The sequence below is a fragment of the Candidatus Pelagibacter sp. HIMB1483 genome (genome assembly GCF_052048135.1).
Classification (GTDB): domain Bacteria; phylum Pseudomonadota; class Alphaproteobacteria; order Pelagibacterales; family Pelagibacteraceae; genus Pelagibacter.
The window spans coordinates 540,059-566,181 of sequence record NZ_JBNAIM010000002.1 but is presented as its reverse complement, the minus strand read 5'-3'; the positions used below and the strand labels follow the sequence as shown (position 1 = coordinate 566,181).

Here is a 26,123-nt window from a genome sequence, read left to right as displayed (position 1 = left end):
GTATTAGTAATTAACTGGCCCAGAAATGGGTCAGTTAAATTTTCTAGTAATAAATCTCAATTTCCACAGAAATATCTTAATGAATTTATTTATATTAAAATTATCACTTACTTCTTTACTTTCATCCAAATTTACAAAGACCTCATCAGTCTTAAATTTACATACACCTCTTATGTCAGTATAGTTTTGATCTTTTAATTCTAAAAATTTTTCATAATAATTATTAGTCATATGCTCAATGAAAGAATCTGTAACAGGTTGGCCGTTAACTTCTGGAATTAAAGTTGCTCTGAAATAATTCATACTAAAAGCATGAAATCCAATTGATGATCTTTCTGTAATACCATAGTTGTGTCTGAAATTATGAGCTCTTTTTTTAAAAGACCACCACTTTGTTTTTAAAAAATTTTGAAATTGCTGATTTGTGTATATCCAAAAACAACAATAGTTTTCTAAATCATTTACAATAAATCTTTGATTGTTTATTTTTAAAAATTTATCTAATTTCTGTGTTATATGAATACTATAATTTTGATTATCTGAATTATTCTTTTCATAAATTAAAAAACCTAAATTAAATTTTTTTTTAGATAATAATTCATGATATTTTAACCAGTATTGTAAGTTATTTTCTGAAAACTTTATATCGTGTTCCAAATACATATAATAATCGTAATCATTTTTTTGTTTTTCCATTAATGATCTACACTTCCAGGTTAAATATCCTTTGTTCAGATCATCCTCATTTATTTCATGTTTAATTGTTTTTGCTTCTAAATTTTTATCATCAAGAAAACTGTTATGAGTATGAATAAATATATCCGTCTTAATTGAAAGATTTTTTAAACTCTTTACATTTTCTTTTAAATAATCAAAACGAGTTAAATTTCTATATCCTTCTTTTTTTTCAGGATTTGGATTGTAAAAAGGTATATGAATTACTATAGACATTATATAATTTAAAATTATAAACAAATTTAAAGTTTTTAATAATGAAAAAAATTCTAATCACAGGTGGAACAGGTTATCTTGGTAGAAATTTAGCTAACTTTTATAAGAAAAAGTATAAGGTCTTTCTTGGCGCTAGAAATAATAAACAAAATTTTTTAGTTAGAAATTTAACTAATTGTGAAGTTGTTCCATTAGATGTTTCAAATATAGAATCAGTTAATGACTGTCTAAACTATACAAAACCAGATATTGTAATTCATGCTGCAGCAACTAAGTTTGTAGATCTTTCTGAAAAATTCCCTTTTGAGTGCATAGACATAAATATTGTTGGTTCAACTAATATCGTTAGAGCTTGTATAAATAAAAAAGTTCCAACTGTCATAGGTGTTTCAACAGATAAAGCATCACCTCCAATTAAAAATATTTATGGACTAAGTAAGTCTTGCATGGAAAGATTATTCTCATCAATTAAGTCTTACAGTAAAACTAAATTTATTTGTGTAAGATATGGAAATGTAACTTGGTCGACAGGCTCAGTGTTACCAATTTGGAAACAAATGTTTAATAAAGATAAAACTATTTTAACAACTGGACCATATATGAGAAGATTTTTTTTCTCAGTAGATGAAGCGGTCAGTTTAATTGATCAAGCTCTCAAACTTAAAGATAAACTTAACGGTAAAATTCTTTCTGCAGAAATGAAATCTGCTAAGATGATAGAAATATTAAAAGTTTGGATAAAAAAATTTGGAGGCAAATATAAAATAATTCAATCAAGAAAAGGTGATCGATTAGATGAATTTCTTATTGGTGAGGACGAATTAAGATATGCTAAAGAAATTAAAATTAAGAATAAAAAATATTATATCATTGATTTTAATGAAATGTCTAAAAAACCATTAAAAAAAATTATATCTTCACAAAATGCAAAAAGATTATCACAGTCTGAAATCGAAAAGATAATTCAATTTGGACTGAAATCTAATGACTTATAAAAAGATTAATAATGCATTCATAATGGCAGCTGGACGTGGAACCAGACTAATGCCACTTACAAAAAAAATTCCAAAAGGCTTAGTAAAATTTAAACAGTCTTCTTTAATTGCTAATGGTATAAGAAAACTTAAAAGATATATAGATCACATACATATTTCAGTTGGCTACAAAGGACCAATTCTTGCCAAACATTTAATTGAAGAAAAAGTTTCGTCAATAATTAACACTGATAAAAAAGGTAATGCATGGTGGATTTTTAATTCTATGTTAAGAACATTTGATTCACCTATTTATGTTTTAACTTGTGATAATGTTACTAATATTGATTTCAAAAAGATTGAAAGAGATTATTACAAAAAAGGTCAGCCTTTATGTATGATAATTCCAACAGAACCCATAAAGGGTTTGGACGGTGATTATATATTCAGAAAAAAAAATATTATTCAAAAACTTTCAAGAAAAAATAAATCAGATATTTACTGTACAGGTATTCAAGTTTTAAATCCTAAGAAGATAAATGATAAAGTTAAAAAAACTGAAGACTTTAATATTTTATGGAAAAGATTAATTAAAATAAAACAGCTGTATGTTTCAGATATTAGACCCAAAAAATGGTATACGGTTGATAGCGTCAATAATTATAAAAATTTAAAGAAAATTTTTTAGCTTAATTAAGCTTTAATATTGTATCCTTTTTTAAGCAATACTGTAACTACAGTTACACAAATGGCTAAAAATAATAACATTGATCCAATGCTTATCCATATATTAAAATCAGAAACACCATAAAAAGAAAACCTTAATCCATTAATCAAATAAACAACTGGATTGAAGTATGTAACTGTTTGCCAGAAACTAGGCAGCATATCTAATGAATATAAGCTGCCTCCTAAAAAAACCATTGGTGTTATCACAAGTGTTGGAATAATAGACATTTGCTCAAAATTTGAGCTCATTAAACCAATTAAAAAACCAAACAGTGCAAAAGTAAAAGCAACTAAAACAAGAAGGAAAATCATTAATAACGGATATTTTACTTGCACCTCAACAAAAAATAGAGAAGTAATAAAAATAACGACACCAACTATTAAGGTTTTTGTGGCACCAGCACCTACAAATGCTAAAACAACTTCTAAAGTTGAGATTGGCGCTGCTAAAATTTCATAAATTGTTCCATTAAATTTAGGAAAAAAAATACCAAATGATGTATTGCTTATTGATTGTGTTAACAATGTCAGCATCAATAGACCTGGCACAATATACGATCCATAACTAATACCATCAATATTTTCAACATACCCTCCAATAACTGATCCGAAAACAATAAAGTATAAAGAGGTAGACAAAACAGGAGACAACAAAGATTGAGTTAATGTTCTTCTAAATCGATCCATCTCATGCAAATAAATCGCTTTTAATGCATAAAAATTAATTTTCATTTTTTTCCTTTACTAAACTTACAAATATTTTTTCTAAAGTGCTTTGTTCTGTTTTTAAATCTTTTAATTTAAAACCTGAGTCTTTTAAATCTTGTAATAAATTTGTAATTCCAGTTTGTTTTGCTTGTACATTATAAATATAATCTACTGACATTTTATTTGAGCCTAATACTAAATCATATTTATCTAGTGAATTTGGTATTTCTAAAACTTTCTCTTGAAGTTCAACTGTTAATTTTTTATGTCCCATTTTTTTTAATAATTCTTTTGTTTGATCAACAACTATAATTTCACCTTGATTTATAACACCCACCCTATCAGCGATAGCCTCAGCTTCTTCAATGTAGTGAGTAGTCAAGATTATTGTAACTCCAGTTTTTCTTAAATCTTCTACAATCCTCCACATATCTTGTCTTAACTCGACATCAACCCCTGCTGTTGGTTCATCTAAAAAAAGAATTGTAGGTTCATGAGATAATGCTTTAGCGATTAAAACTCTTCTTTTCATCCCACCTGATAGCTGACGTAATCTTAAATCTTTTTTATCCCACAAGCTTAATTGTTTTAAAATTTTTTCTATATGACTTGGGTCAGGTTTTTTTCCATAAAGGCCTCTTGAATAAGAAACATTATTAAATACTGTCTCGAACTGCTCCAAAGTTAATTCTTGAGGAACCAAACCAATCCTAGACCGTGTTTCTCTGTAATCATCAATAATGTTAAAATTATCAACAGTAACTTTTCCAGAGGATGGCGTTACAATTCCACAAATAATACTTATTAAAGTTGTCTTGCCAGCACCATTTGGTCCAAGCATTGCGAAAATTTCTCCTTTTTTAATATTTAAATTTATATTCTTAAGTGCGTTGAAACCATTATCGTAAACTTTTGAAAGAGAACTAATTACTATTTGATTATCTGACATTTGAAACAGATATATAACTATTAATTCCTTTAATACAATCGAGTATTATTGTTGCTTTTTAGCCTTTAAAACTAATAACGGTAAAAAAGTTGCAACCACAAATGACAAAAATAATAAAGATTGTGGTATAAAAGAAATAAATAAGTCCTTAGGAATTAAAATTCCAACTAACAAACTTTTTGAAAAATCAGGAATAGGAAACAGTAAAAAACCTCCAATTAATCCTATTAGAATAGAAAAGTAAGCTGCGTTTTCATTAATTCTTTTATTGTAAAAACTATAAAAAACAGTCAAAACAAACGCACAACAAAATAAATCAGCTAATAAAAATAAATATAAGATATCAAATCCTTTAGATGCAACAAAAAACGATATTAAAGACAAAATAACAATTATATATTTTGAAAAATTCAAATAATTAACTTTATTTTTAAATTTAAATGAGGCTTTTCCATCTACTACGATTAAGCTTGAAATAGCATTAATCAATGTATCAATAGTTGAAATAGTTAATGCTAGACCAAGAATAACCACCATTAAAGATAGAAAAATAGTTTGATCTTTAAGCAGTAAAGAAAAAAAACCAAGATCAGGTCTAATTGTAGAGTCTATGGAATAAGCTACTAAACCCGAAAATCCCATAAAAAAAACAATTGGAATTATTATCAAAAAAGACAAGATTAAACTCTTTTTTAAAATATCAAAATTTTTTGCAGCATAAATACGTTGCCAATTACCTTGATGAAATAAATTTGTTGCCGCAACTGCAATAAAAAAAGTTAAGCCAGCTGTATATCCAGGTAGATAAGAGCTACTTAAAAGTTCAGGGTTATTCTTTTTAATAAAATCAAACGAAAAATCTGTTCCTATTGTTTTATTTAAATAAATAAAAGAAATAAATAATAAAATTCCGATAACAATCATTTGAATATTGTCAGTAAATATAGAAACCCTTAAACCTCCATATAAAGTATAAATTAATGTACTTAAAAGAACGATTAATGCTGTAACCCAAAGTTCTGTCCCAGAAATATAATTAATTAAAACTGCTACAGCAGTTACTTCGGCACATAGAAATATAAACATATAAAATATAGTCATTAATAAAATTAGTCTAAATAAACTTTTTCCAAATTTTTTTCTTAAAAATTCAATTAAAGTTGAACCTTTTGGAAATTCTTTTCTAATTTTTTTTCCTAAAAAAATAAAAAAAAACATTGGAAAAGCAGTACCTAATGAATAACCTATAATTGCACCTAGCCCTCCCCAAGTTGAAGCAGATACTGGACCAAATAAAATCCAAGCACCTAAGGCTGATGCTGTTAAGCTTGTTGTTAATGAAAATAATCCAATGTTTCTGTTAGCAGTAAGGTAATTATTTAATCCTTGATATTTTTTAGAGTGGTAAAGCCCAAACATTAAAAATACTAAACTAACAATTATTACTAATGTTAATGAAGTAGATTGACTTATAAAATATGTTTTATCCATTTTCCCTTTCTGAATTACCGGACAGGTTCTTAGGGTTTAATCTCAGTCGGTTAAGACACCCCTTTCACTAATTAATATATTATTATGTTAAATAAAGAAAGAAAAATTAAATTAGATGTTTTTCAATTAAATAATAGACGGTAAAAATGATTAAAGAAACACAGATCATTATAAATACTTTTTCTTGATTACTCATACTTCTTTTTTACTATCCAATATTTCAATCATACACTTAGTAGCATACTCGCGCCATTCTGAAGAAGTCTTACCTTTAAGACTATTTAAATGATTTTGATTATTTTGAATATCTGCTTTATGTTTGATTTTATCTTGTTCGTCTAAATTAGCTTCCATATTTTTTAAATTATTCTCCATTGCATTTATCCAATTATTTCCAAGTTCAACGCATTTTTGATCATCTTTTTCATCACAGATTTGTTTAAAAAAATTAAAAATTATATCATCTGTTTTGATTGAATTATTCACTATATATTCACTTTATCAATTTGTGCCTCAGCTTCACGTATTGACTTTTCATAATCCAAAGCCATTTGATCGGCGCTAATAACTTCAATTTTATCTATGCCAAAAAAATTTAAGATAAATTTTAACCAAGGGGTAAGAAAATCTTCATTACTATTAAGTTTAGTTCCACCAGAAGTGATAATGAGGTATGCTTTTTTATTCTTTAATAAACCTTCTCTTCTACCATTTGGTTTAAATTTAAATGTTTCTCCAACTCTTGCAGCTAAATCTGTCCATGCTTTTAGAGTGGCTGGGGGGCCATAATTGTAAATTGGAGCTGAAATTATAATTACATCACTTTCTTTTAATTCTTTTACTAATTGATCTGAGAGTTCAAACATCTTTTTATGATTTTCATTTTGGTCTTTTTCATCAATGTTCATGCCAGATTCTGTCAATCCTGTAACAAAAACCATTTCATCATTTAAATCTCTATAGATAACTTCATCTTCAGGTTTTTTTATTTTATCTAATAATTTTTTTGCAAGTGCTCTTGAAGTTGAGCCCTCTTTTCTGGCACTAGAATCTATTTGATAAATTTTCATAACTTAATTATCCAAAATTTTGTAAAAATGGAAATACTTCAAGTAAATAAAAACCTAAAGCTTGTAGTTGATTTGTAATAATCAATAATCCAGTGATGAATAGTATAATTCCACCAATTTTTGTTACTCTATTAATATTTTTTTTAAAATTTTTTGAAAATATTAGGAACTTTTGCATCAAATAACCTGATAAAATAAATGGTATTGCAAGACCTATCGAATAGAGTGAAAGAAGTAGAATACCTCGCCCCAGACTTTCTTCAGTCGAAGCAAGAACTAAAATAGATCCGAGAATAGGTCCAATGCAGGGTGTCCATCCAAAAGCAAATGCCATACCAATTAAAATTGGACTAAAAAAGTTTTTCCTAATATTAGTTTCTATTCTCTTTTCATAATTCAAAAATTTAATATTAATAATTCCGATTATATGAAGAGATAAAACTATAATTACTAAACCAGCTGTAATTCTTAGTTCATATGAGTTTTGTAAAAGAACTTGCCCTATAAAAGTTGAGGCTGCACCAAAAATTATAAAGACTATAGAAAATCCCACTGTAAATAAAATAATGGGAATTAGATTTACATTTTTTTTTTCGATCAGTTCATTTAAAGAGCTACCAGATATATAAGAAATATATCCAGGTATAAGTGGTAAAACACATGGAGATAAAAAACTTATTAATCCAGCAGCAAAAGCTATTATTAATTCCATTATAATTTAATCTTATATGATTTTGACAACTTTCCACTCATATTAGTTTTAACGCTAAAAAAAGATCCAGAATATCTATACTTTTTATATTCTCTTTTTGACATTGATTTTGTGGCTGATGAAACAAATAGTTCTTTATTGTTTTTACCTCCAAATGTGCAGTTTGTAATATTCTTGGCTGGAAAATTAATTTTATGTATCTTTTTTCCTTTTTTATTAAAAATAGAAATGCAAGCACCATTAAAGTGACAAACCCATAAATTTTTCTTATTATCTAAGGTCATACCATCGGGTGAACCTTCATTAGTTTTTAATTTAACAAATATTTTTTTTTTTATAATTTTGAAATTTTTATTAATCTTTATTTTATAAATGGTCTTGCTCCTACTGTCAGTATGATAAAAATTATTATCATCTAAAAAAGCTGGACCATTTGTAATAAAATAATTTGAGTCAACTTTATGAAGAGTTAAGTTTGCATCTAAACAATATAGTGATCCTTTTTTGATTGATCTTTCTGGGTTATCCATTGTTCCAAACCAAAGCCTACCAATAGAGTCTGTCTTTCCATCGTTTATTCTATTTTGTGGTAAATCATCTTCAATAAATATTGATTTAATAATTTTTTTTGATTTCAAATCCATTATTCTTAATTCTCTTTCAAGTCCCAGTATAAATATGTTCTTTTTTATATGAGTTAAAAATCCAATTTGTTTATTGAGATGAATTATTTTTCTTTTTTTGTTTTTTATATTTAAAATATGAATTCTACGTTTTTTTATATCTACAAAATATATGGAGTTATGTTCCTTAACCCATAAAGTTCCTTCACCCAAAACACAATTTGTTTTCCAAATAACTTTTGGATCAGTTGTTTTGATAGTATACATTTAAAATTTACAGTGAAACGACCTTCGAATTTTGTTCACCTAAATTATCTATAGATAGCTTCATTTCATCACCAGATTTTAAAAATTGCTGTGGTTTCATTCCCATACCAACTCCTGGAGGTGTTCCAGTTGTTATTATATCTCCTGGTTGTAATGACATAAATTTACTAACATAAGATACAATTACATCTACATTAAATATCATTGTACTTGTATTGCCTGTTTGCATTCTTTTTCCATTTAAATCTAACGACATGTTTAAGTTATTTATATCTTTGATGTCGTCTTTAGTTACTAAGTATGGTCCAATAGGTCCATAAGTGTCATGTGATTTTCCTTTAACCCACTGACCCATTTTTTCAATTTGCCATTCTCTTTCACTAACATCATTAACCAAACAATAGCCTAAAATATGATCTTGAGATTGATTTTGTTCTATATGCTTTGCTTCTTTACCAATTACAATTCCAAGCTCTACTTCCCAATCTAATTTTTTTGAATTTGGTACCATTTCAATATTATCATTTGGTCCACTTATACAACTTGTTGCTTTCATAAACATAATTGGTTCAGATGGTACTGGTAAACCTGACTCTGCTGCGTGGTCAGAAAAATTTAAGCCTATAGCTACAAATTTACCAGGCTTTGTAATACAAGAGCCAACCCTCTCACTTGAAGGTAGCTCTGGAAGAGAAGATAAATCAGTACTTTGTAATTTAGAAATCGTTTCAAAATTTAAATAATCAGGGTTTAAATCTTTAATATGAGAACTGATATCTCTTATCTTTCCTTCTTTATCCAAAACTGCGGGTTTTTCTTTTCCTTTATGTCCTACTCTTAATAATTTCATAATTTTCCTTTTTATTAATTAATTATATTGAAATTCCTCCATCAACAGAAATCGTTGTACCTGTTGTAAATGTCGCGTCATCACTAGCTAAATATACAGCAACTGCTGCAATTTCTTCAGCTGTACCAAGTCTTCCCATTGGTTGTCTTGCTATAAAATCTTTTTTAGCCTGAACAGGATCTGGACTTTGATTAACCCTGTCTTGCCAAGAAGGTGAAAAAACTGTGCCAGGTGCAATTGAATTACATCTTATATTTTGTTTAACAAAATCTGCAGCTATAGCTTTAGTCAAACCAATCACTGCTCCTTTTGTTGTCCCATACACAAATCTATTTGGAAAACCCTTTAAACTAGATGCACACGATGAAACATTAATAATACTTCCTCCGCTTTGTTTTACCATTATTGGTAAAATTGCCTTACACATAAAATACATTGATTTGACATTAACATTAGAAGAAAAATCCCAATCTTTTTCATCACATTCTAAAATTGTTCCATGATGAACAAATCCAACTGCATTAAAAAGAATATCTACTTTTGAAATAGTGCTCATAAAATCTTTTATTGCATCTTTATTAGTTGAGTCTAAATTTTTTATCTCAATATTTGGATATTCTTTCTTTAGTTCGTTAAGAGTTTTATCATTAATGTCTGTTGCGATTACTTTAGCTCCCTCATTATGAAATGCTATTGCTGTAGCTTTTCCTATACCTTGTCCTGCAGCTGTAACTAGTGCAATCTTACCTTTCAATCTGTTGGTCATTTTTTATTTTCTCCCATATTATGTAAATATAAATGTTTTTTCATATTTAATGTGAATGCCTTAGTGACCCTTTTTTTTCAATTATATTTGTATAGATCGATCTAGTTTTGATACAAGCACCATCTTCAAGTTGACCAACAATTAACCTTGATATCTCTTGCCAAGGTGTTTGGTTTTTTAATGGTTTGATTTTTCTTTTGGCTCTTCTTTTTTTAAATTCTGTATTAGATATTAAAACATCAACTTTTCTTTTATTAAGATCTATTTTTATTTTATCTCCAGTCTTAATAATTCCTAAATCTCCACCTGCAGCAGATTCTGGAGAGACATGAAGAATTGATGGGCTTTCAGAAGTTCCACTTTGTCTCCCATCACCTAAAGTGGGAAGAGCATTAATACCTTTCTTTAAAAGTCTATCAGGTGGTTGCATATTTACGACCTCTGCAGATCCAGGGTAACCTATTGGACCACATCCTCTAATTATTAAAATTGAATTTTCATCAATCTTTAATTTTTTACTGTTAATTCTTTTATGATAATCCTCAGGACCTTCAAAGACTACAGCATTACATATGAATGAATTAAGATTTTTTGGATTAGATAAATATCTTTTCTTAAATTCATCACTTATTACTGAAGTTTTCATAATTGCTGAACTAAAAAAATTTCCCCTCAATACTAAAAAACCCGCATGTTCTGTAAGATTATTTTCAAAGTTCTTAATGACATCAGTGTTTACTTTTATTTTACTCTTGAGGTTTTCACTTAATTTTTTTCCTGTTACAGTCATTACATTAGTGTTTAATTTCTTGTTCTTAATCAATTCTTTCATAACAGCCGGCACCCCGCCTGCTCTATAGAACCCTTCCATTAAATGTTCACCTGCAGGTTGGCAATTTACTAATAAAGGAATTTTATGACCTAGTTTTTGCCAGTTAGATAAATCAAATTTTATCCCCATCTGTTTTGCTACTGCAATTAAGTGAGTAGTAGCATTGCTTGAACCACCTATTGCACTAGCAACAACTACAGCATTCTCAAAAGCTTTTTTTGTCATTACTTTTGAGGGTGTAAGATTTTCCTTTACCATTCCAACGATTCTTTTTCCAGTTTTATAAGAAATAATTTTTCTTTCTGTATAAGGTGCTGGAATTATCGCTGATCCAGGCAATGACATTCCCAATGCCTCAGCAATTGAATTCATAGTTGAAGCTGTTCCCATTGTATTACAATGTCCTGCGCTTGGTGAAGCTGCAGTAATCATATCCATAAATTCGTTATAAGTTATTTCTCCTTTTGCGTATAACCTTCTACCCTCCCAAATTATAGTACCTGATCCAACTTTTTTTCCTTTGTAATTTCCATCTAAAGCTGGTCCTCCAGATAAAATGATTGAAGGAATATTTACAGTTGCTGCTGCCATTAAAGCAGCTGGAGTAGTCTTATCACATCCAGTTGTTAATATCACTCCATCTAGAGGATATCCGTATAAAACTTCTACAAGTGATAAGTAAGATAAATTTCTATCTAATGCTGCTGTAGGTCTTTTGCCAGTCTCTTGAATTGGGTGAGTAGGAAATTCCATAGGAACACCGCCAGCTTTACGAATTCCTTTTTTTATATATTCACTTAATTTTAAAAAATGTCTATTGCATGGGGATAAGTCACTTCCAGATTGTGCAATACCTATAATTGGTTTTCCTGATTGTAAATCTTTTCTTGTTAATCCATAATTTAAATACTTTTCTAAATATAAGGCAGTTAGACCAGGATCTTTTGGATTATCAAACCAATCACTACTTCGTAATTTTTTTTTTTTCATTAATACCAACCATTATCGACAATATAAGATTGATTAGTGCAACCTGAGGATTGATCTGAAGAAAAAAACAAAATTGCTTTAGCTATCTCAGATGGCATTAATCTTCTTTTTAAACATTGTTTTTTCATCATATCAGCTTCGGCTTCAGGTGTTAGCCATTTTTCAATTTGTCTCTCAGTAATAGTCCAACCTGGAACAACTGAATTTACTCTAATATTAAACTCACCAAGATCTCTAGCGAAAGATCTTGTTAAACCAACTACTCCAGACTTTGCAGCTGTGTAAATTGCCATACCACCTTGACCAATCATCCACGATATAGAGCCCACATTAACTATTACTCCACTTTTATTCTTTATCATTGTTTCTCTAACTGATTGGACAGAAAAGAAATAGTGTCTCAAATTTACGTTAATCCGATCATTCCAGTATTCTTCAGTGACATCCTCTATTTTATGTCTCTCATCATTAGCTGCATTATTTATTAAAATATCTATTTTTCCTTTTTCATTGATAATTTTTTTAATACTGTCTTGTAATTCTTTTATATTTAATAAATCACATTTAATATAATTTGGAACTGAAATTTTTTTTTTTTTACATTCTTCAATTAATTTTTTAGAAGCATCTTCGTTTATATCAATAAAATTAACTACAGAACCTTGTTCACAAAAATGCTCAACTATCGATGAGCCAATACCAGAGCCACCTCCAGTTATTAATACTATTTTATTTTTTAAATCAGGATAAACTGCATTCATATTAAATTCTATTTTGAGTATTTTTATCGAATAAAGATATTTGTTTTAAATTAATATATAAATCAAGTTCTTTATCCATTTGTATATCAATTGTTGATGGAAATTTTCCTAAAAATTGTTGACCTGAAAAATTAAATGTAATTATTTGTTCATGACCTGTATATTCAATAATTTCAGATTTTAATTTTATGCCAAAGCAATCCTCATTTACTTTTTCAAAATAAACATGTTCTGGTCTTATACCAAGAAATATAGATCCATTATCTATATCCTTATTAATAAAGTCATATTTTTTTAATGGAATTTGAACATTATCTGATCCATTTGGTTTAAAGATCTTATTATTCAAACTTCCCTCTAATAAATTCATAGATGGTGAACCTATAAAGTCGGCAACGAACATGTTTTGAGGTTTGTTATAAATATTTTTTGGAGTATCACACTGTTGGATTTTACCTTGATCCATAATTGCAATATTTGTTCCTAAACTCATAGCTTCTGTTTGATCATGTGTGACGTAAACAATTGTAGTTTTTAATCTTTTGTGAAGTTTTTTAATCTCTCTTCTCATTTCTACTCTCAATTTTGCATCTAAGTTTGATAAAGGCTCATCAAATAGAAAAACTTTAGGATGACGTACTAAAGCTCTTCCCATAGCAACTCTTTGTCTTTGTCCTCCTGACAATTGAGATGGTTTTCTATCCAATAATTCATTTATTTGAAGCAAATTAGAGACTTCATTTAAAGCTTCAGATATTTTTTCTTTTGGGGTTTTTCTTTGCTCTAAACCAAATGTTACATTTTTCCTTACTGTCATAGCTGGATATAGTGCATATGATTGAAATACTAATGCGATATCTCTATCACTTGGTTCCATGTTATTAACAACATGATTATCAATTAAAATTTCACCACTATTAGAAGTTTCCAATCCAGCAATTGTATTCAACAAAGTAGACTTTCCACATCCAGATGGACCCAATAAAACTAAAAAATCTCCGTCGTTAATATCTAGGTTTATACCTTTAAGTACCTCAGTATTTCCAAAATTTTTATTAATGTCATTAATTTTTAGATTTGCCATTTTATCCTTTCACTGATCCTGCTGTTAATCCTCTAATGAAATATTTTCCAGCCAAAACATAAACAATTAAAGTTGGAAAACCAGCTATAATAGCAGCTGCCATATCTACATTATATCTTTTTACACTTGAACTGGTTAATACCATGTTGTTTAGAGCTACTTGAATAGGAGCTTCGTTACCAAAGGTAAAGGTTGCTCCAAATAAAAAATCATTCCATATCATAGTAAATTGCCAGATAACAGTTACTACTAATATCGGTGCCGATATTGGTAAAATAATCCTAAAGAATATCTTAAAGAAACCTGCCCCATCTATTCTTGCCGCTTTAACAATTTCATTTGAAATCGAAATATAATAATTTCTGCAAAACAATGTTGTAAAACATAAGCCATAAACAACGTGAACTAAAATTAAACCATATATCGAATTTGATATACCCATACTTCCAAGTGTTCTAGACATTGGTAGAAGTATTGCTTGATAAGGAATAAAAGTTCCAAATAAGAAAAGCAAGAAAATATAACTATCTCCTTTAAATCTCCATTTAGTTAATGCATAACCATTTATAGCTCCTAAAATTGTGGATATTATTACTGCTGGTACAACTAATTTTACAGAATTCCAAAAATAAGTTTTTAGAAAAACATCTCCAGCAGAAAATCCTTGACCATTCCATGCAACATCCCAGGCTTCAAAATTTAATGCGCTTGGTAGTGAAAATAAATTGCCTTGTCTAATTTCTTCCATTGTCTTAAATGAAGTAACAATCATTACATAAAGAGGAGCTATGTAATAAATTGCGAAGAGACCCAATATTATAAATAAAATCCACCTATAAATAATTTTTTTATTTTTTGATGATTTTTCGAGTTGATAATAATTATTTTCTGTCATCTTCTCTCTTTAATTCTGAATATAAATAAGGAACCACAATAGCTGAAACAGTTAAAAACATCATAATTGCACTCGCAGATGCCAATCCTATTTCACTTCTATGAAATGCCATTTGAGTCATAAAAACAGCTGGCATATCTGATGAAATTCCAGGGCCACCAGCAGTTAAAGCTATGACTAAGTCGTAACTCTTAATTGCCAAATGAACCAATATTACGATTGCACTCATAAATACTGGTCTCATCATTGGTAAAATTATTTTTGTGTAGACTGAAACTAGGCTTGCTCCATCAATTTTAGCAGCTTTTATAATTTCATCATCAACGGATCTTAAACCAGCCAAGAATATTGCCATTATAAATCCTGATGATTGCCAAACACCTGCTATCACTATTGTGTAAATTGACATTCCAGGAGTTACTAGCCAATCAAAAGTAAAGTTAACGAAACCTAAATCTTGTGCAAATTTTTCAATACCTAATGATGGATTTAACATCCATCTCCAAGCAGTACCAGTTACAATAAAAGATAATGCCATTGGATATAAATAAATAGTTCTTAAAAAACCTTCGGCTCTTATTTTTTGATCAAGTAAGATCGCAAGTAAAATTCCAATAAATATACAAAATACAATAAATAAAGTAGTAAATATAAATAAATTTTCTACAGCTACATGCCATCTTGGCATTGACCATAATCTAAAATATTGGTCCAAACCCCAAATATCATAAACAGGTAATAGTTTTGATTTAGTAAAAGAAATATAAATTGTCCATAATATAAATCCATAGACAAACCAAGCTAATACACCAAATGATGGTGCTATAACTAATCTAGGTAAATTTCTTTTTAACCAAAACATAGAATTCTAAAAAATGAATTACGCGCTAGTTTTAATAGCGCGTAATTTTAATTTTTAATTATCGATTAACTTGCAGCCTTAACAGCAGCTGATAATTTCTTAACAGCATCTTCTGAAGACATATTTGAATTAAAATGTTCAGTAACAACATCTTGTATTGCTCCTTTAACACCTAATTCTAAAGTCATACCGTGAGCAAAACTTGGAAGTAATCCACCTTTTTTAGCTGCAGTATTTAAATCTGCATTAGATTTTTTTGCACATTTGTCAAAATCATCCATCGGTACATCAAGTCTTGCAGGAATTGAACCTTTGTAAATGTTAAAAACTTTTTGAAAGTTTTTACCCATCATTAAACTTGCAAGTAATTTTTGCCCTTCAACCTTTTCATCTCCTTTAATCTTAAAGAAAATAAAAGAGTCAACATTGTACAAGTATCCATTATCTGATGGAGTTGCAGCACAATAGTAGTCTACATCTGGTGTTAATCCAGCTGCAGCAAACTCACCTTTTGCCCAGTCACCCATTAGTTGGAAAGCAGCTTTACCTTCCATTACCATACCCGTTGCAACGTTCCAGTCTCTACCTGGAGATCCTGGATCAGTGTAACCTTTTAGTTTTCTCATTTGGTCAAAAATTTTCACCATAGTTTTACTTCCTAAAGTTTTTGCATCAGCATCAACGAAAGCTTTTTTGTAAAACTTATTTCCACCGATACCAAGAGCCACAGCTTCGAATACTGTTGCATCTTGCCAAGGTTGAGAACCATGTGCTAAAGGTATAATTCCTTTTGCTTGTAGCTTGTCAGCTGCAGCATTGAACTCATCCCAAGAAGTTGGCATTTTAATTCCATTTGAGTCTAAAACTTTTTTGTTTGCCCAGAACCAATCAATTCTATGAATGTTTACAGGTGCAGCACAATAAGCTTTACCATTGTCACATTTCATATGACTAGCAACTTGTTTACTTAAAAGTTTATCCCATCCTTCAGCTTTTGCTACAGCATCAATATTGTACGGAGCTACAACACCTTCTCTGTCATAAGCTTGAATAGTTGGACCTTTGATTTGAGCAGCAGCAGGTGCATCACCAGCTACAATTCTAGCTTTTAATGTTTGCATAGCAGCATCACCACCACCACCAGCAACTGGCATGTCAGACCACGCACCACCTTTTGCAGCAAAATCATCTTTTAAAACTTGAAGTGCTTTTGCCTCTCCACCTGATGTCCACCAGTGAAGAACTTCAGCTTTAGATCCAGCATAAGAAATTGTTGGAGCTAAAACCATTGCTATAATAGCAACTATTATTTTTCTCATTATTTCTCCTCTAAGTTTTTTTATTAATAAAAAAAAAGACGTTATAATCTTTAATGATATTTTAAAATTTATTTTATTGTCTTCAATTTAAAGTTGAATTTTTTTTTTGGAAAATTTTTTTTGAATAATGGGATAAATAAATATTTTTTAAAAATTTATTTCTAACTCAAGTTGTAATTAATAAATAGTTGTTCTTCCAAGTCGTGCAGCACCTCTTACTCCACTGGCATCACCATATTTTGGTTTTAAAAAAACACCATCATATTCTTTTCCTATTACATATTTTTTTACAATTGTCTCAATTTCGCTTAAAAAATCGATTTCATTAGAAACACCACCACCAAAAACAAAAGCGTCTGGATCTAAAATATTTATAATTGTAGCGAGAGACATAGCTAAATTAATTTTGAATTCATCTATAAACCTTTCTGCATCTAGGTCATGTTTTCTATTTAATTCAAAAATTTCATTAGTCTTTAAATTTTTTTTATATTGTTTATTAAATCTTTTTGCCAAACCAAGACCAGATATAAAACTTTCTATTTCTGCTTCCCTTAAAGATGTGGTTTCAAAATTTTCTTTTTTGGATAAAAAATAAGGAATTTGATTATGTCCCCATTCACCTGCTACACCATTCGGTCCTGTAACAATTTTTTTATCAATAACAAGTCCTCCTCCAGCACCTGATCCTAAAATTATTCCATAAACAATTTTGTAATGTTTGCCAGCACCATCTATAGCTTCGGACAAGGCAAAACAATTTGCATCATTTTCACAGAAAACTTCTTTTCCTAAAGCTTTTCTTAAATCAGATTGAAAAGGTTTTTTTTCTAACCAATAACAATTTGGTGCATTTTTAACTAAACCTGTTTGTGGTGAATGAACACCAGGATGACAAACTCCAATTGGAAGCTCACGTTTAAATTCATTTTGTAATTTATCATGAATAACTTTTATAGCACTCACAATTGAAGTGTATTCTTTTGGACAAGGTATTCTTTCTCTATGACTTTCATTACCATTATCCTCAAGTACAACACTTTCAATTTTAGTGGCGCCAACGTCTATTCCTATTTGCATAATTAATAAGTTGCTCTCCCTCCACTTAAATCATATACAGCTCCTGTTGCAAATGAATTTTCTTCACTTGCAAGCCATGTCACTAATGAAGCTAATTCCTCTACTTTAGCAAATTTATTTCTAGGTATTTTGGATAACATGTAATCAATATGCTCCTGAGTTACTTGATCGAAAATTCTTGTTTTTGCAGCTGCTGGTGTTACACAGTTTATAGCAATATTTTCATGTGCCAACTCTTTACCTAAAGATTTTGTTAATGCAATTACTCCCGCTTTTGTTGAGCTATAAGCGCTAGCATTTGGATTTCCTTCTTTACCAGCAATAGATGAAATATTTACAATTCTTCCATAACTATTTTTGATCAAATATGGCACTACAGCTTTACAACAATAAAAAACGGAATTTAAATTCATTTCGACCACTTTTTTCCATTCATCAATTTGGTAATTCTCAACTGTTGATATTGGGCCAGCTATACCTGCGTTGTTAATAAATATATCAATCTTACCGAATTTTTTTTCTACTTCCTTTAACTTTGTCTCAACTTCTTTTATCTGCCTTACATCAACTATCTGAAAAATAAAATCTTTAGAATTAATTTTTGAGATTGCTTTTTTACACTCATTCTCATCTATATCCCATATTATAACTTTTGCTCCTGAACTAATAAATCTCTCTGCTATAGCTAAACCAAAGCCTTGAGCGCCGCCTGTAATGATTGCAACTCTATTATTTAAATTAAACTTGATCATGATTGTTTATATATTTTTTAAAATTCTAATCTTTATCCTTTAATACCCATGTGAGTGTATTTTACATTTAGATAATCTTTAATAGCTTCAGAACCACCCTCTCTTCCATATCCACTTTGTTTTATTCCTCCAAATGGTGCTTCTGCGATAGCAATCATTCCTGTATTAACTCCTACAGTTCCAGTTTCTAATTTTTCAGATGCAAGATGTGCTTTTTCCATTGAATTGGTACATACATAACTAGATAAACCAAGCTCATGATTATTTGCTCTTTCAATTACTTCGTCAAAAGATTTGAAAGATAACATTGGAACCAATGGTCCAAAAGGTTCTTGTTTCATTATTGTAAAATTGTCTTTTACATCATCAAATACAGTAGGTTCATAAAAAAAACCTTTGTTAAATCCAGCTGGTCTTTTTCCGCCTAATAAAACTTTAGCACCCTCTTGTTTCGTCTTTTCAACCAACTCTTCAATTTCATTTAATCTTTTCTTAGTGGTTAATGGACCTAATTGAGTACTTGGATCCATGCCATCGCCGATTTTTAATTTTTTTGTCTTATCTACAAATAAATTAACAAACTCATCTTTTTTACTCTCATGAATGTAAAATCTATTTGGAGATATGCACACTTGGCCATTATTTCTAAATTTTGCAGCTATAGCCATATCTGCAGCTTTTTTAATATCTGCATCATCAAACACAATAAATGGTGAATGACCAGAAAGCTCCATTGTTACTCTTTGAACTTTATCTGCAGCTTGTTTCAAAATTAATTTACCAACTCTTGAAGATCCGGTAATTGATACTTTTTTAATTATATCTGAAGCAATTAACTGTTGTGCAATACTTGGTGGATCACCTGATAAAAGATTAACAACACCTGGAGGCACACCACACTCTCTACAAATATCTACCATTTGCATTACTACTCCTGGAGTAATTACATCTGGTTTAATAATAACAGAACAGCCTGCAGCTAATGCAGTTGAAATTTTTCTAGCTGATAATACTGCTGGAAAATTCCAAGGAGTTAATGCTGCTACAACACCAACCGGTTGGTAATAAACATGAACTCTTGTATCTTCAAACCTGCTTTCTACTGTTTGACCATAAATCCTTTTTGTTTCTTCAGCATTCCACTCAAATATATCTGCAGCTCCATTAATCTCACCTTTGGCTTCAGCTAATGGTTTTCCAACTTCAAGTGTCATCCATTTCGCTAAGAGGTCTTGTTTTTCTCTCATCTTGTCTGCTATTCGTCTAATGATATAAGATCTTTGCCAAGGAGCAGTTTTCTTCCAAACTTGTAATCCTTTTTCAGCTGACTTTAATGCTCTATCCACATCTTCTGGAGAAGCTTTAGAAGCTTTGCCCAAAACTTCTTCTGTTGCGGGATTGATAACTTCATAAGTTTCACCATTTGATGAGGGTGACCAATTGTCATCAATAAATTGTCCAAACTTTTCGTACATAATTCGCTAAACTTGAAGTTGAGTAAATAATTTAATTAAGAAATTTTTTATCAAATATGTTTTAATCTTTCAAATTAAATAAAGGAGGTCCTATGAAATTTGTAGTTCTAGGAAGATATACTGAGCAAGGTCTTGGTGGTTTTGTAAAAAATCCTTCAGATAATAGACAGGAAGCAGCAAAAAAAATAACTGAAGCTGCAGGTGCTAAACTAATTGAAATGATGACCCTTAGAGGAGCATATGATTTCATAGCTATTGTTGAAGGTTCTAATTTTGAAACTGCTGCAGGGATGAAAATGTTAATGGAAGCAACTGGTACAATTAAAGATATGACAATTATGGAGTCAGTAGACTTTAATAAAGCTGCTGAAATTGCATCAAAAGCTGCTGCATCTTACAGACCTGTTGGAAAATAATTTATACTTAACTCCTAGCTTATTAGGCTAGGAGTTATTTAGATTGATTTAAGCGGATTTATTATGATACCCTTAATGACTAATGAAAATGCTTAAAGACACTTTTGGTCGAACGTTTCCATATATAAGACTATCAATCACCGATGTTTGTAACTTTAAATGTGGTTATTGTTTACCTAATGGCTATCAAGTTGACAAAAGTGATAATAGAAAATTTCTTCACTTAGAAGAAATAAGACGTCTTGCAAAAGTTTTTTCAAAACTAGGTGTATGCAAAATCAGACTTACCGGTGGTGAACCAACAGTAAGAAAAGATTTTTTTGATATCATTAAAGTATTAAAAAATGAAGCTGGGATTAAAAAAGTTGTTATTACAACAAACGGTTATCATTTAGATGAAAAAGCAAAGATGTTGGTAGATAGTGGGTTAAACGGTATTAACATTAGCATCGACAGTCTCAATAGAAATACATTTAAAAATGTCACGGGTCACGATCGACTACCAGAAATTCTTAGAGGTATTCAAAATTTACAAAATTTGAACTTTGATAACATAAAAATTAATGCAGTACTTTTAAATGGAATAAATGCGTCAGAAAAAGATTTTGAGTCTTGGGCAGAATTTATAAAAAAAAATAAAGTTGATTTTAGATATATAGAATTAATGCAAACCGGAGATAATTTGGATTATTTTAAAAAATATCATGTATCTTCAAAAATCTTTAAAGAATACTTAAATAAAAATAGTTGGATTTATCAAACTTTAGGTAAAGATGCTGGACCATCTCTAAATTATATCAATCCAGAATTTAAAGGTAAATTTGGAATAATAGCTCCCTACTCTAAAGATTTTTGTAGAACTTGTAATCGTTTAAGAATCACTTCTAGAGGAGATTTAAGATTATGTTTATTTGGAAATACCGGAATAAGTATCAGACATTTACTGCAAAAAGATGATCAAACAGAAGAATTGCAAGATTTGATAATGGGTCAAATGAAGTTTAAAAAAGAGTCTCATTATTTAGAACTTGGTGAAACAGGTTTAACTAAAAATTTATCTACAACAGGTGGTTAATGTCAAAATTAAAGATTATAAATCAAGAAGAACTTAAGGATTGGGCCAAAGAAATATTTAAAAAAAATTCTTTTAATATGGTTGATGTTTCATCAAAAAAAGAAACATTTAGGAGAGCGTTAGCATCAGGAAAGATTTATGTTGGAAAAGAAGTTTTTGATTTAATTAAAAATAAAAAAATGCCTAAGGGAGATCCTGTGACTTTAGCTGAAGTGTCAGCTGTATTAGGTGTAAAGAAAACAAGTGAACTAATTCCTTTGTGTCACCCACTACCAATCGATCATACTGCTACTAAAATAATTATGAATGAAGTTGATAATTCATTAGAGGTTTTTTGTGTTGTATCAGCTGTAGCTAAAACAGGAGTTGAGATGGAAGCTATCATGGGAGTTAATGCTGCATTAATAACTATTTATGACTTAAGTAAAATAGTAAATCCTCATCTTAAAATAGATAATGTTAAACTATTAATTAAAGAAGGTGGAAAAAGTGGATTATGGACTAATCCAGATGGATTACCTGAATTTCTTAAAAATATTTTTTAATATTTAATGTCTGTTTATTTAAGCTCTCAAAAAGTAATTAAAGATTGGATTGATTACAATGATCATATGAATGTTTCATATTATCTATTAATGTTTGATAAGTATGGTGCTGATACCCTGAATAATATCTTTAAAATGGGTGAACACTCTGCAAAGACAACTAAAAAAAGCACAATGATTGTAGAGTCTCATATAACTTACAATCAAGAGCTCCAACTAAATGATGAAGTTGATATTAACTGTGTTTATTTTGATCATGATAAAAAACGACTTCACTATAAAATGGAAATGATACATAAAGAAAAAAAATATCTAGCCTCAACGATTGAAATTTTAGCTTTATATGTAGATCTTAATGATAGGAAAGTTACTGAATTTGAAGAAGAAAAAGTAAAGATCATGGATGACTTTATTAATAAAAATAAATCGCAATTTAAAGATGAGAACTTAAAATTTTCATCTAAATTAAAAAAATGAAAATCAAATTAGAATTATTTGGAGCTAGTAGAGATTTTAGTAATAAAGATCATTTAGAATTAAATGTAAAAGATAAAGCTTCAATAGATGATTTGAGAAATGAAATTATTAAATATATAGATAAAAATTTCAAAGGTAATGAAAACTTCATCAAAGTTGTAAAATCTTCAGCTTTTTGTTCTGAAAATAATGAAATAATTAGCGACAATTATAAAATCACAAAAGATCAAAAGATTGGTATTATACCTCCTATCGGAGGAGGTTAATGCTTCATACAAAAATAGTAGATTCTAAAAAAGAGAAGATACTTACTTCAAATGCTGAAAAATTTATTAAAAACTCTAAGTTTGGAGCATCAATTTACTTTTTAGGCACTGTAAGAAATATCAATGATAATAAAACGGTCACTGGAATTACTTATGACAGTCATGATGAGATGGTAATTAAAAGCTTTGAAGAAATTTATAATGAAGCAGATCAAAAATTAGACATTAAAGACAAAGCTGTGTTTATTGAACATGCCAAAGGTCATCTCAAATTAGGTGAAATAAGTATTATTATCGCAGTTGCTTGCAAACATCGTGATCAAGCATATGTTCTCTCAAGGTATATAATTGAAGAAATAAAAAAAAGATCACCGATTTGGAAAAAAGAGCATTATGAAAATGAAGAAAGTGAATGGTTAAAAGGAAATCCAATAGCTAATGAAAAAGTTTAAATATTCTGAAATTACACCTGAAAAGATTTATCATACAAGAAGATCTTTTATTAAATCGATGGGATATGGTTTAGGTACACTTTCTTTAAGTTCTATTCCATTAATTAATGCTAAAGCCAGTAATTTAAATGAACCAACAAGTTATCAAGACATAACAACATATAATAATTACTATGAGTTTGGAACAGGAAAAGGTGATCCCCATAGAAGAGCAAAAAATTTTAGTACAAGACCTTGGAGTGTAAAAATTGAAGGTGAAGTTGAAAAATCTTTAGAACTGCCTATTGAAGAAGTTTTAGCAATTAAATCTGAAGAAAGGATTTTAAAACTAAGATGTGTTGAGGGTTGGTCGATGGTAATTCCATGGTTAGGTTTTTCATTAAGTGAATTACTTAATAAAGTAGAAATTAAACCCTCTGCAAAGTTTGTTGAATTTGAAACAGTATACAATCCAGAGGAAATGGTTGGTCAAAGATATCCTGTTTTAAACTGGCCTTACATTGAAGGTTTAAGATTAGATGAAGCAATGCATCCTCTTACCACTGTTGTTACTGGTTTATACGGAAAACCTTTACCAAATCAAAATGGAGCGCCGTTAAGAATATTCATTCCATGGAAGTATGGATTTAAAAGTGCAAAAGCAATTGTGAAAATTAGATTAACAAAAAATATGCCTAATACTGCTTGGAAAAATGCTTCACCAAGAGAATATGGTTTTTACTCAAATGTAAACCCTGAAGTCGATCATCCAAGATGGTCTCAGGCAACAGAGAGAGTAATTGGAGAAAGTATTTTAGCACCGAGAATTGAAACTTTAATGTTCAATGGTTATGGAGATGAAGTGGCTCACCTTTATAGCGGTATGGATTTAAAAAAAAATTACTAAAATAATTTGAAAAACTATTTCAAGCCTGCTGTTTTCTTATTATCCCTTTGGCCAGTTTATATAATTACTTATCAAATATTTTTTAATAAATTAGGTCCTGAACCAGTTGATAGGATCATAAATCATTTTGGAGAATGGACTTTGATATTTATTCTTTTAACTTTAACAATGACTCCTCTTAAAAAAATCACAAAATCATTAGAGTGGATTAAATTTAGAAGAATGCTTGGTCTGTTTGCTTTTTTTTATGCATCAATTCATATGCTTAGTTACGTCGGGCTTGATTACAGATTTGATTTTGAACCATTAATCAATGATGTTTTAAAAAAGAAATTTATTTTCATTGGTTTCTCTGCTTGGCTTTTATTAATACCTTTAGCAAGCACCTCATCAGATAAAATGGTAAGACTTTTAAAACAAAATTGGAAAAAACTTCATAAGTTAATTTATGTAATTTCAATTTTTGGAGTGTTGCATTTTATTTGGTTATCTAAAACTATATTCTTTAAACCACTTATTTTTTTAATAATTTTAATTATTCTTTTACTTTTTAGAATTAATTTCAGTAAATCAGACACTAAAATCTGAGACTTTATCAAAATCTTTAAATGATTTAGCGCTATTAATTTTTATAAATTTTGTTTTATTCTTAAGTCTTTTAACCATAAATTTTGCGCCAAATTTACCTTTTATATTTTTAAATTTCTTTGTAAGTGAAATATCAAAACCTATCGGATTACCTAACTTATTTTTAAACTTTAAGACATGTACTAAATAATTTTTTAATTTAATTGAGTTATAAATCTTATTTATATCTGATGTCTTAATGAATGGCATATCTGATTGAACAATAATGAATCCTTTATCATTTCTAGATACTTTTTTTAAACCAACTTTAATTGATGATGCCATACCTTTTTTATAATTTTTATTATAAATAAAAATATTTTTTTTATTTTTTTTGATAATTTTTTTTACTTCTCTACTTTGATGACCAAGGACAATAATAACTTTATTAACTTTGCTTTTATGTAATGTATTTAATGGATGGTTTATTAAGGGTTTTTTTTTATATAATTTAATTAATTTATTTTCAGATTTTAATCTTTTAGATTGACCAGCAGCAAGTAAAATTGCTTTAATCATTTCAATTCGTAAGTATCCCAAGTAGTTTTTTCAGATACTTTATCATATAAGTTTTTAGCTCTTGAATTATCATTTCTTGTAATCCATCTTATTAAACCCCATTTATTCTTTTCAGATATATCTTTTAACTCACTTAAAATTTTCTTTCCTATTTTTTTTCCTCTATGTTCTGGATCTACAAACAAGTCATCTAAAAAACCGATATATTTTCCTCTTAATGGACTTGGCATTTTTCTATAGTGGGCTAAAGCAATAACTTTAGAATTTTCTTCATAAACTAAACCACATACTTCATGTTTTTGATCAAATAACCAATTCCAAACTGTTGTTAATATTCCATCATTCATTTCAACTTTATAAAAATCTGCATAACCTCTATAAAGTTTTTCCCAATCTTTTTTATCTTCTATTTTAATTGGTCTAATCATTAAAATCTTAATTTTCTTTTTTGTTTAAAATTTTTATCAATATTAGAAATATTTAAATATTTTTGATACCCTTTTTTAATCTTTTTCCAATCTTTATCTATAATTGCATACCAAGAAGTATCTCTATTTCTTTTTTATAGATTGCTCTACCAGCTGAGCTACAAGGGCATTCGTATCAACAGAGTTTTTAATGTTAAAAGTGAAATAAATCAACACATAAAAGATTTGGTTGTTAAAAGATAATTCTCTAATTGGTAACTTTGTAGCTTGTTGTAGACCATTTGTGACCATT

At 29.1% G+C, this 26,123-nt stretch carries 31 protein-coding genes; 10 read left to right on the top strand and 21 right to left on the bottom strand.

The genetic code is table 11. From position 1 onward, the window contains the following. Window positions 1-30: 30 nt before the first annotated feature. Window positions 31-951 (bottom strand): hypothetical protein, encoded by a 921-nt coding sequence (locus ACTTAV_RS03625; protein ID WP_440670265.1) that lies wholly within the window; start codon window positions 949-951, stop codon window positions 31-33. Between the two features lie 41 nt (window positions 952-992). Between ACTTAV_RS03625 and ACTTAV_RS03620 the strand changes: the two genes are divergently transcribed. Both ACTTAV_RS03620 and ACTTAV_RS03615 read left to right on the top strand, forming a co-directional pair. After that, window positions 993-1,946, top strand: coding sequence for an SDR family NAD(P)-dependent oxidoreductase (locus ACTTAV_RS03620; protein WP_440670264.1), 954 nt, complete (start codon window positions 993-995; stop codon window positions 1,944-1,946). Beyond that, complete coding sequence (locus ACTTAV_RS03615; protein ID WP_440670263.1) at window positions 1,936-2,613, top strand: nucleotidyltransferase family protein; 678 nt, start codon at window positions 1,936-1,938, stop codon at window positions 2,611-2,613. Before ACTTAV_RS03620 ends, ACTTAV_RS03615 begins: the two co-directional genes overlap by 11 nt. A 5-nt stretch (window positions 2,614-2,618) precedes the next feature. On the opposite strand, the gene ACTTAV_RS03610 is transcribed toward ACTTAV_RS03615, so the two are convergent. The 18 genes from ACTTAV_RS03610 to ACTTAV_RS03525 all read right to left on the bottom strand — a co-directional run bounded on the left by ACTTAV_RS03610 (window position 2,619) and on the right by ACTTAV_RS03525 (window position 20,140). After that, window positions 2,619-3,386 (bottom strand): ABC transporter permease, encoded by a 768-nt coding sequence (locus ACTTAV_RS03610; RefSeq protein WP_440670262.1) that lies wholly within the window; start codon window positions 3,384-3,386, stop codon window positions 2,619-2,621. Next, window positions 3,376-4,311, bottom strand: a complete 936-nt coding sequence (locus ACTTAV_RS03605) for an ABC transporter ATP-binding protein (RefSeq protein WP_440670261.1) — start codon at window positions 4,309-4,311, stop codon at window positions 3,376-3,378. The genes ACTTAV_RS03610 and ACTTAV_RS03605 overlap by 11 nt, the downstream gene beginning before the upstream one ends. Window positions 4,312-4,356: 45 nt before the next feature. After that, window positions 4,357-5,802: a sodium:solute symporter family transporter gene (locus ACTTAV_RS03600; protein ID WP_440670260.1), complete on the bottom strand. Its 1,446-nt coding sequence runs from the start codon at window positions 5,800-5,802 to the stop codon at window positions 4,357-4,359. A 192-nt stretch (window positions 5,803-5,994) separates the two neighbouring features. Continuing rightward, a complete protein-coding gene (locus ACTTAV_RS03595) occupies window positions 5,995-6,288 on the bottom strand; it encodes a hypothetical protein (protein WP_440670259.1) in 294 nt (97 codons plus the stop codon). Next, window positions 6,288-6,872, bottom strand: a complete 585-nt coding sequence (locus ACTTAV_RS03590) for an FMN-dependent NADH-azoreductase (protein WP_440670257.1) — start codon at window positions 6,870-6,872, stop codon at window positions 6,288-6,290. The genes ACTTAV_RS03595 and ACTTAV_RS03590 overlap by 1 nt, the downstream gene beginning before the upstream one ends. Window positions 6,873-6,879: 7 nt before the next feature. After that, window positions 6,880-7,587: a cytochrome c biogenesis CcdA family protein gene (locus ACTTAV_RS03585; protein ID WP_440671028.1), complete on the bottom strand. Its 708-nt coding sequence runs from the start codon at window positions 7,585-7,587 to the stop codon at window positions 6,880-6,882. Then, window positions 7,584-8,474, bottom strand: a complete 891-nt coding sequence (locus ACTTAV_RS03580) for an SMP-30/gluconolactonase/LRE family protein (protein WP_440670256.1) — start codon at window positions 8,472-8,474, stop codon at window positions 7,584-7,586. The genes ACTTAV_RS03585 and ACTTAV_RS03580 overlap by 4 nt, the downstream gene beginning before the upstream one ends. Before the next feature lie 7 nt (window positions 8,475-8,481). Continuing rightward, complete coding sequence (locus ACTTAV_RS03575) at window positions 8,482-9,324, bottom strand: fumarylacetoacetate hydrolase family protein (RefSeq protein WP_440670255.1); 843 nt, start codon at window positions 9,322-9,324, stop codon at window positions 8,482-8,484. 22 nt (window positions 9,325-9,346) lie between these two features. Continuing rightward, a complete protein-coding gene (locus ACTTAV_RS03570) occupies window positions 9,347-10,090 on the bottom strand; it encodes an SDR family oxidoreductase (protein WP_440670253.1) in 744 nt (247 codons plus the stop codon). A gap of 46 nt (window positions 10,091-10,136) precedes the next feature. Continuing rightward, window positions 10,137-11,912 carry an IlvD/Edd family dehydratase gene (locus tag ACTTAV_RS03565; protein ID WP_440670252.1) on the bottom strand — a complete coding sequence of 592 codons (1,776 nt, stop codon included), beginning with the start codon at window positions 11,910-11,912 and terminating at the stop codon, window positions 10,137-10,139. Beyond that, window positions 11,912-12,673, bottom strand: coding sequence for an SDR family NAD(P)-dependent oxidoreductase (locus tag ACTTAV_RS03560; protein ID WP_440670250.1), 762 nt, complete (start codon window positions 12,671-12,673; stop codon window positions 11,912-11,914). The genes ACTTAV_RS03565 and ACTTAV_RS03560 overlap by 1 nt, the downstream gene beginning before the upstream one ends. Window position 12,674: 1 nt before the next feature. Further along, window positions 12,675-13,757, bottom strand: a complete 1,083-nt coding sequence (locus ACTTAV_RS03555; RefSeq protein ID WP_440670248.1) for an ABC transporter ATP-binding protein — start codon at window positions 13,755-13,757, stop codon at window positions 12,675-12,677. Between the two features lies 1 nt (window position 13,758). Continuing rightward, window positions 13,759-14,652: a carbohydrate ABC transporter permease gene (locus ACTTAV_RS03550; RefSeq protein ID WP_440670247.1), complete on the bottom strand. Its 894-nt coding sequence runs from the start codon at window positions 14,650-14,652 to the stop codon at window positions 13,759-13,761. Next, the gene (locus ACTTAV_RS03545) at window positions 14,639-15,514 is read right to left on the bottom strand and encodes a carbohydrate ABC transporter permease (RefSeq protein WP_440670246.1); all 876 of its coding nucleotides are present in this window, start codon (window positions 15,512-15,514) and stop codon (window positions 14,639-14,641) included. Before ACTTAV_RS03545 ends, ACTTAV_RS03550 begins: the two co-directional genes overlap by 14 nt. 65 nt (window positions 15,515-15,579) lie before the next feature. Continuing rightward, complete coding sequence (locus ACTTAV_RS03540) at window positions 15,580-16,833, bottom strand: ABC transporter substrate-binding protein (protein WP_440670245.1); 1,254 nt, start codon at window positions 16,831-16,833, stop codon at window positions 15,580-15,582. A 177-nt stretch (window positions 16,834-17,010) separates the two neighbouring features. Beyond that, the gene (locus ACTTAV_RS03535) at window positions 17,011-17,913 is read right to left on the bottom strand and encodes an ROK family protein (protein ID WP_440670244.1); all 903 of its coding nucleotides are present in this window, start codon (window positions 17,911-17,913) and stop codon (window positions 17,011-17,013) included. A gap of 2 nt (window positions 17,914-17,915) precedes the next feature. Further along, window positions 17,916-18,665: an SDR family NAD(P)-dependent oxidoreductase gene (locus ACTTAV_RS03530; RefSeq protein ID WP_440670242.1), complete on the bottom strand. Its 750-nt coding sequence runs from the start codon at window positions 18,663-18,665 to the stop codon at window positions 17,916-17,918. Window positions 18,666-18,697: 32 nt separating this feature from the next. Next, window positions 18,698-20,140 (bottom strand): NAD-dependent succinate-semialdehyde dehydrogenase, encoded by a 1,443-nt coding sequence (locus tag ACTTAV_RS03525; RefSeq protein ID WP_440670241.1) that lies wholly within the window; start codon window positions 20,138-20,140, stop codon window positions 18,698-18,700. 92 nt (window positions 20,141-20,232) lie between these two features. Between ACTTAV_RS03525 and ACTTAV_RS03520 the strand changes: the two genes are divergently transcribed. From ACTTAV_RS03520 to ACTTAV_RS03485, 8 genes are all read left to right on the top strand, one after another. Continuing rightward, a complete protein-coding gene (locus ACTTAV_RS03520) occupies window positions 20,233-20,556 on the top strand; it encodes a GYD domain-containing protein (RefSeq protein WP_075519406.1) in 324 nt (107 codons plus the stop codon). A gap of 82 nt (window positions 20,557-20,638) precedes the next feature. Next, complete coding sequence (moaA, locus tag ACTTAV_RS03515) at window positions 20,639-21,631, top strand: GTP 3',8-cyclase MoaA (RefSeq protein WP_440670240.1); 993 nt, start codon at window positions 20,639-20,641, stop codon at window positions 21,629-21,631. Continuing rightward, complete coding sequence (gene moaC, locus ACTTAV_RS03510) at window positions 21,631-22,176, top strand: cyclic pyranopterin monophosphate synthase MoaC (RefSeq protein ID WP_440670239.1); 546 nt, start codon at window positions 21,631-21,633, stop codon at window positions 22,174-22,176. The genes moaA and moaC overlap by 1 nt, the downstream gene beginning before the upstream one ends. A gap of 6 nt (window positions 22,177-22,182) precedes the next feature. Then, a complete protein-coding gene (locus tag ACTTAV_RS03505) occupies window positions 22,183-22,653 on the top strand; it encodes a thioesterase family protein (protein WP_440670238.1) in 471 nt (156 codons plus the stop codon). Then, the gene (locus ACTTAV_RS03500; RefSeq protein ID WP_075519402.1) at window positions 22,650-22,919 is read left to right on the top strand and encodes a MoaD/ThiS family protein; all 270 of its coding nucleotides are present in this window, start codon (window positions 22,650-22,652) and stop codon (window positions 22,917-22,919) included. Before ACTTAV_RS03505 ends, ACTTAV_RS03500 begins: the two co-directional genes overlap by 4 nt. Further along, the gene (locus ACTTAV_RS03495; protein WP_440670237.1) at window positions 22,919-23,371 is read left to right on the top strand and encodes a molybdopterin synthase catalytic subunit; all 453 of its coding nucleotides are present in this window, start codon (window positions 22,919-22,921) and stop codon (window positions 23,369-23,371) included. Before ACTTAV_RS03500 ends, ACTTAV_RS03495 begins: the two co-directional genes overlap by 1 nt. Beyond that, window positions 23,358-24,257, top strand: coding sequence for a protein-methionine-sulfoxide reductase catalytic subunit MsrP (gene msrP / locus ACTTAV_RS03490; RefSeq protein WP_440670236.1), 900 nt, complete (start codon window positions 23,358-23,360; stop codon window positions 24,255-24,257). Before ACTTAV_RS03495 ends, msrP begins: the two co-directional genes overlap by 14 nt. Window positions 24,258-24,263: 6 nt before the next feature. Then, complete coding sequence (locus ACTTAV_RS03485; protein ID WP_440670235.1) at window positions 24,264-24,845, top strand: sulfite oxidase heme-binding subunit YedZ; 582 nt, start codon at window positions 24,264-24,266, stop codon at window positions 24,843-24,845. On the opposite strand, the gene ACTTAV_RS03480 is transcribed toward ACTTAV_RS03485, so the two are convergent. Both ACTTAV_RS03480 and ACTTAV_RS03475 read right to left on the bottom strand, forming a co-directional pair. Continuing rightward, entirely contained in the window at window positions 24,828-25,403 is a 576-nt protein-coding gene (locus ACTTAV_RS03480; RefSeq protein ID WP_440670234.1) for a nucleotidyltransferase family protein, read from the bottom strand. The two genes, ACTTAV_RS03485 and ACTTAV_RS03480, sit on opposite strands and share 18 nt — an antisense overlap. Then, window positions 25,400-25,831 carry an N-acetyltransferase family protein gene (locus ACTTAV_RS03475; protein WP_440670232.1) on the bottom strand — a complete coding sequence of 144 codons (432 nt, stop codon included), beginning with the start codon at window positions 25,829-25,831 and terminating at the stop codon, window positions 25,400-25,402. Before ACTTAV_RS03475 ends, ACTTAV_RS03480 begins: the two co-directional genes overlap by 4 nt. Between the last annotated feature and the right edge of the window lie 292 nt (window positions 25,832-26,123).

Coding starts and splice junctions, on each gene's coding strand:
- ACTTAV_RS03625 (WP_440670265.1), bottom strand. CDS start 951: ATGTCTATAGTAATTCATATACCTTTTTACAATCCAAATCCTGAAAAA.
- ACTTAV_RS03620 (WP_440670264.1), top strand. CDS start 993: ATGAAAAAAATTCTAATCACAGGTGGAACAGGTTATCTTGGTAGAAAT.
- ACTTAV_RS03615 (WP_440670263.1), top strand. CDS start 1,936: ATGACTTATAAAAAGATTAATAATGCATTCATAATGGCAGCTGGACGT.
- ACTTAV_RS03610 (WP_440670262.1), bottom strand. CDS start 3,386: ATGAAAATTAATTTTTATGCATTAAAAGCGATTTATTTGCATGAGATG.
- ACTTAV_RS03605 (WP_440670261.1), bottom strand. CDS start 4,311: ATGTCAGATAATCAAATAGTAATTAGTTCTCTTTCAAAAGTTTACGAT.
- ACTTAV_RS03600 (WP_440670260.1), bottom strand. CDS start 5,802: ATGGATAAAACATATTTTATAAGTCAATCTACTTCATTAACATTAGTA.
- ACTTAV_RS03590 (WP_440670257.1), bottom strand. CDS start 6,872: ATGAAAATTTATCAAATAGATTCTAGTGCCAGAAAAGAGGGCTCAACT.
- ACTTAV_RS03580 (WP_440670256.1), bottom strand. CDS start 8,474: ATGTATACTATCAAAACAACTGATCCAAAAGTTATTTGGAAAACAAAT.
- ACTTAV_RS03575 (WP_440670255.1), bottom strand. CDS start 9,324: ATGAAATTATTAAGAGTAGGACATAAAGGAAAAGAAAAACCCGCAGTT.
- ACTTAV_RS03570 (WP_440670253.1), bottom strand. CDS start 10,090: ATGACCAACAGATTGAAAGGTAAGATTGCACTAGTTACAGCTGCAGGA.
- ACTTAV_RS03565 (WP_440670252.1), bottom strand. CDS start 11,912: ATGAAAAAAAAAAAATTACGAAGTAGTGATTGGTTTGATAATCCAAAA.
- ACTTAV_RS03560 (WP_440670250.1), bottom strand. CDS start 12,673: ATGAATGCAGTTTATCCTGATTTAAAAAATAAAATAGTATTAATAACT.
- ACTTAV_RS03555 (WP_440670248.1), bottom strand. CDS start 13,757: ATGGCAAATCTAAAAATTAATGACATTAATAAAAATTTTGGAAATACT.
- ACTTAV_RS03550 (WP_440670247.1), bottom strand. CDS start 14,652: ATGACAGAAAATAATTATTATCAACTCGAAAAATCATCAAAAAATAAA.
- ACTTAV_RS03545 (WP_440670246.1), bottom strand. CDS start 15,514: ATGTTTTGGTTAAAAAGAAATTTACCTAGATTAGTTATAGCACCATCA.
- ACTTAV_RS03540 (WP_440670245.1), bottom strand. CDS start 16,833: ATGAGAAAAATAATAGTTGCTATTATAGCAATGGTTTTAGCTCCAACA.
- ACTTAV_RS03535 (WP_440670244.1), bottom strand. CDS start 17,913: ATGCAAATAGGAATAGACGTTGGCGCCACTAAAATTGAAAGTGTTGTA.
- ACTTAV_RS03530 (WP_440670242.1), bottom strand. CDS start 18,665: ATGATCAAGTTTAATTTAAATAATAGAGTTGCAATCATTACAGGCGGC.
- ACTTAV_RS03525 (WP_440670241.1), bottom strand. CDS start 20,140: ATGTACGAAAAGTTTGGACAATTTATTGATGACAATTGGTCACCCTCA.
- ACTTAV_RS03520 (WP_075519406.1), top strand. CDS start 20,233: ATGAAATTTGTAGTTCTAGGAAGATATACTGAGCAAGGTCTTGGTGGT.
- moaA (WP_440670240.1), top strand. CDS start 20,639: ATGAAAATGCTTAAAGACACTTTTGGTCGAACGTTTCCATATATAAGA.
- moaC (WP_440670239.1), top strand. CDS start 21,631: ATGTCAAAATTAAAGATTATAAATCAAGAAGAACTTAAGGATTGGGCC.
- ACTTAV_RS03505 (WP_440670238.1), top strand. CDS start 22,183: ATGTCTGTTTATTTAAGCTCTCAAAAAGTAATTAAAGATTGGATTGAT.
- ACTTAV_RS03500 (WP_075519402.1), top strand. CDS start 22,650: ATGAAAATCAAATTAGAATTATTTGGAGCTAGTAGAGATTTTAGTAAT.
- ACTTAV_RS03495 (WP_440670237.1), top strand. CDS start 22,919: ATGCTTCATACAAAAATAGTAGATTCTAAAAAAGAGAAGATACTTACT.
- msrP (WP_440670236.1), top strand. CDS start 23,358: ATGAAAAAGTTTAAATATTCTGAAATTACACCTGAAAAGATTTATCAT.
- ACTTAV_RS03480 (WP_440670234.1), bottom strand. CDS start 25,403: ATGATTAAAGCAATTTTACTTGCTGCTGGTCAATCTAAAAGATTAAAA.
- ACTTAV_RS03475 (WP_440670232.1), bottom strand. CDS start 25,831: ATGATTAGACCAATTAAAATAGAAGATAAAAAAGATTGGGAAAAACTT.